Source organism: Actibacterium sp. (assembly GCF_041584535.1).
GTDB lineage: Bacteria > Pseudomonadota > Alphaproteobacteria > Rhodobacterales > Rhodobacteraceae > Actibacterium_D.
The window spans coordinates 1-5,456 of sequence record NZ_JBFHDW010000180.1 but is presented as its reverse complement, the minus strand read 5'-3'; the positions used below and the strand labels follow the sequence as shown (position 1 = coordinate 5,456).

Genomic DNA, 5,456 nt, shown 5'->3' with positions numbered 1-5,456 from the left:
GACGATGATGATGCCTTCGTTGGCCTCGAACCCGTCCATTTCGACCAGAAGCTGGTTCAGCGTCTGCTCGCGCTCGTCATTTCCGCCGCCATAGCCGACGCCACGCGACCGGCCCACGGCGTCGATCTCGTCGATGAACACGATGCACGGCGCGTTTTTCTTGGCCTGTTCGAACATGTCGCGCACGCGGCTTGCGCCGACGCCGACGAACATTTCCACAAAGTCCGACCCCGAGATGGTGAAAAACGGCACGCCCGCCTCGCCCGCGATCGCGCGCGCCAGCAGGGTCTTACCGGTGCCCGGAGGGCCAACCAGCAGCGCGCCTTTCGGGATCTTGCCACCAAGGCGGCTGAATTTCTGCGGGTTGCGCAGGAATTCGACGATTTCTTCCAGCTCGTCCTTGGCCTCGTCGATGCCGGCGACATCGTCAAAGGTGACGCGCCCGTGCTTTTCGGTCAGCAGCTTGGCCCGCGATTTGCCAAAGCCCATCGCCCCGCCTTTGCCGCCGCCCTGCATCCGGTTCATCAGGAAAATCCAGATGCCGATCAACAGGATGAACGGCAGCAAGGTGCCGATATAGGCCAGCAGGCCGTTCTGTTCCTGCGGTTCAGCCGAGATATCGACGTTCTTGTCTACCAGCCGGTCAGTCAGATCGACGCCTTGCGGGATGATCGCCGTATAGGTGGCGCCATCCGTGCCGCGGATCAGGGCTTTTTCCCCATCCAGCCGCACCGCCGTCACCTCGCCCGCGTCAACACGCTCAAGGAACTGGGTGTAGCTCAGGGTTTGCGAGGACATCGTCGTTTGTCCGCCGCTGAACAGGTTAAACAGGGCCAGGATCAACAGAAACAGGACAACCCAAAAGGCGATGTTACGCGCGTTACCCACGGAAGACTCCTCAACAATCAAGGATCGGCGACAGGGCCGACCACCCCACTAAAATAGAGATATAAGACAGAGGTTCAATGCGCTATCAGCGATAAGGCAAAGCTTTCAGCCCCCTGCGCCAATTCAGCGCGGTAGCCATTGCCAAACCCGGCCAGTGGCGCGGCGATCAGATGGTCGCCTGACCACAGCGCCGGCGAGGCCAACAGCGCCATCCGCGGCCGCCCGGTTTCGCGCCAATCCGGGCAGAATGTCAGGCCTTCAGCCCCCAGCGCGCGAACCTCTAACCCGTTGCTTTCAGGCCCGGAAATGCGCCATCTGCCATCCCAAAGCCCCCCGAACGGTGTGCACAGGCCCGCTACCGCTGCCGGGTCGCGTGTGACCCGAAGCTGTTGGTTTTTCGGGATCAGCATGGCGCCATGCAGCGGCCTTTGCCGCCCGGCCAGAAGCTCGGACCAGGTGTTGGTCAGGGCGCTAAGACGTGGGCGATAGTCGGCTGAGGCCACCCAACAGATCGCCGCTGACAGCAACCGCAGCCGGGTTTCGTCGGGTAAACCCGCCAGAACGCCGATCTGAAACACCACATCACCCTGATCAATCGTGGCGCAATCAGCGGCGGCGCGGACGGCGGCCTGCTCCAATGCGGCGCGGGCCATGGCCATTCGATCGGCGGTGGCGGTCAGGGTCTGGACGCCAAGGCCAAGATCCTGCAGGACCGCCATCATCTGCCGGATACGCACCCGGTCAAAGCGGGGGTCGTCATTGCTGGGATCGTCGATCCAGCTCTGCCCGATCTGCCGCAGATAGGCCTGCAAATCCGCGCGGCGCTGGTCCAGCACCGGGCGCAACCACAGAATGCCGTTCGACCGGTGCCGCGCCGCCATCCCCGACAGGCCATCCACCCCCGAGCCCCGCGCCAGCCGCATTAGAAAGGTTTCGGCCTGATCGTCAGCGGTATGGCCCAAGGCCACCGTGCCCAGCCCTTGCGATCCGGCCCAATCCGCGATCAGTCGATAGCGGGCACGGCGGGCCTGATCCATCAGGTTGCCCTGCCCGTCCCAGCCGGACCAGTTCAGCACATGGTGAGGAATATCCAGATCGGCGCACAGGTCGGCAACAAAGGCGGCCTCGGACACGGCCTCGGCGCGCAGGCCGTGGTTGACCGTGGCCACCGCCAGCCTTGTGCCGGTTTTGTCGGCCCAATCGCGCGCCAGCCTCAGCACCGCGACCGAGTCACTGCCCCCCGACACCGCCAGCCCAAGCCCGGCTTGCGCCGCATCGCCAAGAGCCGCGGCAAACGCGGCGGTCAGATCAGACGCTGCGGCGCTCAATTGCACCGGAACGCAAAGCGCGCGGCCTCGGCATCGGCGGCGATCGGCGCATCGGGAAAGCGGGTGCCAACCTCGCCCAAGGTGACGCAGGCCTCTTGGGTTTGTCCCAGCGCCTGAAGCTGAAGCCCAAGCTGGAACAGGGCATCAGGCGCACGCGGGCCACGCGGCGCCCCGGAAAAGCTTTCCAGAAAGGCGCGGGCGGCGTCGGTGGTCTGACCCTGCTGGATCAGGGCCTCGCCCCGGTAATAATGCGCCTCGCTGCTGAGCGGGCCACCGGGATAGGTGTCGACAAAGGCGGCAAAGGCGCGAACCGCGTCGTCATAGCGGCTCTCGTCCAGCGCCGCCTTGGCGCGGTCGAAATCGGCCTGTTCGCCCACGGCCAGTTCGGTCACGGCGGGCGGCGTCGGTGTCACCACCGGCGGCATGCCGATATCCCCGCCCAGCGTCGTGGTTTCCCCCAATTTGCTGATGTCGCATTTGGGTTCCAGTTCGCACAGGCGGAATTCCAGATCGCCGATGCGGTTGGTGCCGTCACCAACCACCCGGTCGATGCGGAATTCCAATTGCTCGGCCTTGGCGGTCAGGCGCTGTAGCTCGGCCTCGATCGCGTCCAACCGTTGCAGAACCGTGCCGCCAGCGCCGACGCCGGTTGCGCCGCCGGTGGTCGAAAGCTCGCGCTTCAGGCGCTGCACATCGACATAGACCATCGACAGTTGCTGGCGGATATCGGCCAGCGTCTCATCCCGCGATTGCGCCGATGCCGGGGCGGTTCCCCCCAGCATCAGTGCCGCCGTCATGGCCGCGAAAACCAGCCCCCGCCGCATCTCAGCCCCCCCTTAGGCGCCAGCGCCGGCGCTGAGAACAGTCACAGCGCGCCGGTTCTGGGCATAGCAGGATTCCTGCGAGCAAATCTCGATCGGGCGTTCCTTGCCATAGCTGACGGTGCGCAGCCGGTTCGGAGACACCCCGCGCGAGATCAGGTATTCCTGCACCGCGCTGGCGCGACGTGCGCCAAGGGCAAGGTTGTATTCGCGGGTGCCTTGTTCGTCGGCATGGCCTTCGATCAGGGCGCTGTATTCGGTGTTGTTGATCAGCCATGCGGCCTGTTCGTTCAGCACGCTGACCGCCAGATCGCTGAGGGTGCTTTGATCGACCGCGAACCAGATGCGATCACCGACCGCCTCTTGGAAATACGCAGGCGAGGTCGGGTCCGAGGCATTGCCCATCCCGACACCGGCCCCGCCGGTCGAGTCAAACCGGCCCGCGTCGGTGCAGGCTCCGAGGCCCAGCATCGCCACAACCAGAATGGATTTGGTGAGGGTTTTCATTTCTGTGTCCTTGTTATCGTTTTTGGCTCGATTGTTGTCAGTTTACCAGTTTGCCCAACGGTTGGGAACGCCCGCGCTTACGGCAGCAACGGCGACCATGCCGGGTCCGAGGCCCCGCCCTGCAACGGCAGGCGCCGCAGGTTTCGGCCCGAGACATCGACGGAATACAGCGCCGTTGTGCCGCCGGCGCCGGCGGTCTCGCGGCTGAACATGATGACCCGACCGTTCGGCGACCAGGTCGGGCCTTCGTCAAGGAAGGACGCGGTCAAGAGACGCTCTTCCGAGCCATCCACCCGCATCACGCCAATATGGAACCGGCCCTGATTTTGCTTGGTAAAGGCGATCATATCGCCACGCGGCGACCAGACCGGCGTGGAATAGCGCCCTTGGCCAAAGCTGATACGGTGCGGCTCGCCGCCAGCGGCGGACATGATGTAAAGCTGCGGATTGCCCGACCGGTCCGAGGTAAAGACGATGTTCTTGCCATCAGGGGAAAAGCTGGGCCCGGTTTCAATCGACGGGGCCGAGGTCAGTTGCAGACGGCGGCCATTGTCCAGATTCAGCGTATAGATATCGGTGTTGCCGCCGCGCTCCAGCGAATAGACCACAGTGCGGCCATCGGGCGAGAACCGCGGCGCAAAGGTCATGCTGCCGGGCTGATCGTCCAGCGCCTTGCGGCTCAGGCGGGCGACATCCATCAGATAGATCCGCGGAAAGCCGGATTCAAAGCTGGTGTAAAGCACCCGGTCACCGGTCGGCGAGAACCGCGGCGCCAGCACCAGCGATTTGCCATCGGACAGCGCCTGAACATTGGCGCCATCGTAATCCATGATCGCCAGCCGCTTGCCCCGGTTGTTCTTGGGGCCGGTCTCGGCGATGTAGACCACGCGGCTGTCGAAATAACCGCCCTCGCCGGTGATCCGGCTATAGACCTGATCCGCCACCTTATGCGCCATGCGCCGCCACGTGTCGGTGGTGCCGGTGAATTGCAGCCCCCCGCCCAGAGGCGCATTCGAGAACACGTCGAACAGCCGGAACTTGACGGTGATCCGCCCACCGCCCGCCACCGACACCGCGCCGGTCACCAGCGCCTGCGCGTTGATGGCCTTCCAGTCGGCATATTGCACCGGGCTGTCGAAACTGGTCACGCCCGAGATAAAGGCCGAGGCCGGAATCTCGCGGAACAGGCCGGTGCCGGTCAGGTCCGCCGCCACGACGCGGCTGATCTCGCGGGCATAGTTGGCGGCCTCGGCGGTTTCCGCGATGAAATCGGGCACCGCAAAGGGCATCGGTTCGATCACGCCCTGATCAATCACGATACGCAGCGGCCCGTTTTGCGCCGCCGCCGGCAGCGCGATCAGGGTCAAAAGCAGCGTCAGAAGTCTCAACATGCTCATTTCCTCATTTTCGACGGATCGAAGGTGATCTCGATATTGCGCCATTGGGCGTATTTTTCTTTCGGCAAAGCATAGCCATTCTTTTGGCAACGCAAAATGGCCCGACGCGCCGCATCAAAAGCCGAGCGGATCGCCGCCGGGTCGCCGCCGCTGTCCGACAAAAGTTTCAGCGAATTGCCGTCCACCATGCCGTCCTCGCTCAGGCTAATGCCCACGACCACGGTGATCCGCGCTGCGGGCGAGCCGGGGTCGACACTCCAACAGCTTTGCACCGCGATCCTCAGCGCGTCTTTCTCGCCGCTGGTCAGCGGCGGGCCGACCGGCGCGGTGCCGTTGCCGGTCGTATCCTGCGCGCCACCGGCCACGGCCTGCGCCACCGCATCAGCGATCGGATCGCGCGGCGGGGTCGGTTTGACCTCGGGCGTGGGGGCCGGATCGGGGCGGGCCGGCCGCGCGCGCGGCCGGACCGAGGCAGTCAGCACCGCATCGCGATTGTCGGTCGTTTCGGCCTCGGT

5 protein-coding genes and 1 pseudogene are annotated in these 5,456 nt (G+C 64.7%); all 6 read right to left on the bottom strand.

The window, feature by feature from the left end:
* Positions 1-888 (bottom strand): ATP-dependent metallopeptidase FtsH/Yme1/Tma family protein (locus tag ABYW26_RS09735; protein WP_372604629.1); only part of this gene is annotated, 888 nt, incomplete at its 3' end.
* A gap of 74 nt (positions 889-962) precedes the next feature.
* Positions 963-2,222, bottom strand: coding sequence for a tRNA lysidine(34) synthetase TilS (gene tilS / locus ABYW26_RS09730; RefSeq protein WP_372604627.1), 1,260 nt, complete (start codon positions 2,220-2,222; stop codon positions 963-965).
* Positions 2,213-3,040 carry a tol-pal system protein YbgF gene (ybgF, locus tag ABYW26_RS09725; RefSeq protein WP_372604626.1) on the bottom strand — a complete coding sequence of 276 codons (828 nt, stop codon included), beginning with the start codon at positions 3,038-3,040 and terminating at the stop codon, positions 2,213-2,215. Before ybgF ends, tilS begins: the two co-directional genes overlap by 10 nt.
* Positions 3,041-3,052: 12 nt before the next feature.
* Positions 3,053-3,544: a peptidoglycan-associated lipoprotein Pal gene (gene pal / locus ABYW26_RS09720; protein WP_372604625.1), complete on the bottom strand. Its 492-nt coding sequence runs from the start codon at positions 3,542-3,544 to the stop codon at positions 3,053-3,055.
* A 77-nt stretch (positions 3,545-3,621) separates the two neighbouring features.
* The gene (gene tolB / locus ABYW26_RS09715) at positions 3,622-4,935 is read right to left on the bottom strand and encodes a Tol-Pal system beta propeller repeat protein TolB (RefSeq protein WP_372604624.1); all 1,314 of its coding nucleotides are present in this window, start codon (positions 4,933-4,935) and stop codon (positions 3,622-3,624) included.
* A 2-nt stretch (positions 4,936-4,937) separates the two neighbouring features.
* Positions 4,938-5,456 (bottom strand): annotated as a pseudogene (locus tag ABYW26_RS09710) (hypothetical protein); the annotation flags it as partial.

Bases quoted from the DNA above. Each gene is read 5' to 3' on its own strand.
- ybgF (WP_372604626.1), bottom strand. From the start codon at position 3,040: ATGCGGCGGGGGCTGGTTTTCGCGGCCATGACGGCGGCACTGATGCTG.
- pal (WP_372604625.1), bottom strand. From the start codon at position 3,544: ATGAAAACCCTCACCAAATCCATTCTGGTTGTGGCGATGCTGGGCCTC.
- tolB (WP_372604624.1), bottom strand. From the start codon at position 4,935: ATGTTGAGACTTCTGACGCTGCTTTTGACCCTGATCGCGCTGCCGGCG.